Annotated in this window: 1 protein-coding gene and 1 pseudogene; both read left to right on the top strand. The window is 71.9% G+C overall.

Annotated features, from left to right (window positions below; genetic code table 11):
* The first annotated feature begins 172 nt into the window (after positions 1 to 172).
* Positions 173 to 898 carry an HAD family phosphatase gene (locus tag I53_RS13240; protein ID WP_043351434.1) on the top strand — a complete coding sequence of 242 codons (726 nt, stop codon included), beginning with the start codon at positions 173 to 175 and terminating at the stop codon, positions 896 to 898.
* Positions 895 to 1,535 (top strand): annotated as a pseudogene (locus tag I53_RS13235) (glycoside hydrolase family 65 protein); the annotation flags it as partial. The gene I53_RS13240 and the pseudogene I53_RS13235, both read left to right, overlap by 4 nt.

The raw sequence follows: 1,535 nt of genomic DNA, 5'->3' as shown, positions 1-1,535 counted from the left end.
CGCATCGGTCGCCGGAGGGGCTCGAGGCCGGCCCAGCCCGCAAGTCACTGGCGCTCCTGACAATCGGCGGCCGGATGCTCTCCCGCGCCGACGCCAGGTCGGTTCTGGTCTTCGGCGCGACAGGGAGATGGCTGATCCGCAGGACGTGCCATTCGGCCGGGGGAGCGACGGGATGAGGCCTCCACCGATCACGCGCCGCCCGAGCGCCCCCGCCTTCATCTTCGACGTCGACGGCGTCCTGCTGGCGTCCCCGCATGAACGTGCCTGGCGCGAGGCGCTCGCCGGCGTCGCGGATCCCCGGCCCTTCACCACCGCCCTGTATCAGGCGCAGGTCGCCGGAAAGGCCCGGATCGACGGGGCCCGCGCGGCCCTCGCCGCGCTGGGTCTACCGGATACCGAGCGCCTCGTGTCGGCCTACGCCGATGCGAAACAGCGCTGTCTCGAGCGGATCGTTGCGGCCGAGGGCGTGACGGCCTTTCCGGACGCCCTCCGCTTCGTCCGGGCCCTCGCCGACCGGGGCTGGCCTCTGGCGGCGGCCTCGTCCTCGAAGAACGCGGAGGCCATGATGCGCGCGGTGCCGCTGAGCGAGGACCGGACGCTGCTCGACGCGTTCGCGGCCCGCATCTGCGGCCGCGCCCTGCGCCACGGCAAGCCGGACCCCGAGATCTTTCTGCTGGCCGCCGCCGAATTGCGGGTCGTCCCGGCCCGCTGTTTCGTGGCCGAGGACGCCCCCGTGGGCATCCGGGCCGCCAAGGCCGGCGGCATGACGGCCATCGGCATCGCCCGCCTCGGCGACGCCGACGGATTGCGGGCAGCGGGGGCGGACCGGGTGGTCACGAGTTTCGACGAGATCTGCATCGAGCATATCGCGCCGCCGTCTTCGGGAGATGCCGCATGAGCGTGGCCGACACCTTGGCCGAAGACATGATCGCTGGAGGCGATCCGTCCTGGCTGCTGCGCGAGACCGGATACGAATTGCTGCGGGAGAGCACCTTCGAAACCCGCTTCGCCCTCAGCAACGGCTTTCTCGGCGTGCGGGGCGGGCTGGCTTCCCATCTCGGCGCCTGCCGGGCTGTTCCGCCGCGGATCTACGTCGCCGGATTGTTCGACACGCCGACGCCCGACAGCGTGGTTCCGGAACTGGTGCCGGCCCCCGACTGGACGCAGGTCCGCATCCTCCTGCCGGACGGCCCGCTCATGCGCTGCCCGGACCGGTCCTCGCGGGCTCTGACCCTGGACATGCGACGGGGGGCCCTGTTCATGGAGGCCCGCCAGACCTGCAACGCCCCGCTCGATGTCTGCCTGCGCTCCCTTCGGCTGGTGTCGCTGCACGCGCGTGCGATCGGCATGCAGGTGATCGAGCTTCGGATCGAGAGCGGGGTCAGCGACCTCACCTTCGAGGCCGCGTTCGGGCCCACGGATTTCGAACTCGCGCCGGAACGGGCGGAACTCGACCTGAAGGCGTGGCGCACCTGGCGATCCGGCCGGAGCCTCGCCATCGCGGCGGCGGCCTCCCGGAGGTCGACGGGATCGAG

The organism is Methylobacterium sp. B1 (assembly GCF_000333255.1).
GTDB lineage: Bacteria > Pseudomonadota > Alphaproteobacteria > Rhizobiales > Beijerinckiaceae > Methylobacterium > Methylobacterium fujisawaense.
The sequence above is the reverse complement of the archived record's forward strand: the minus strand, read 5'-3'. Positions and strand labels throughout refer to the sequence as shown.

Excerpts from the sequence above, each read along its gene's own strand:
- I53_RS13240 (WP_043351434.1), top strand. The coding sequence starts at position 173 with ATGAGGCCTCCACCGATCACGCGCCGCCCGAGCGCCCCCGCCTTCATC.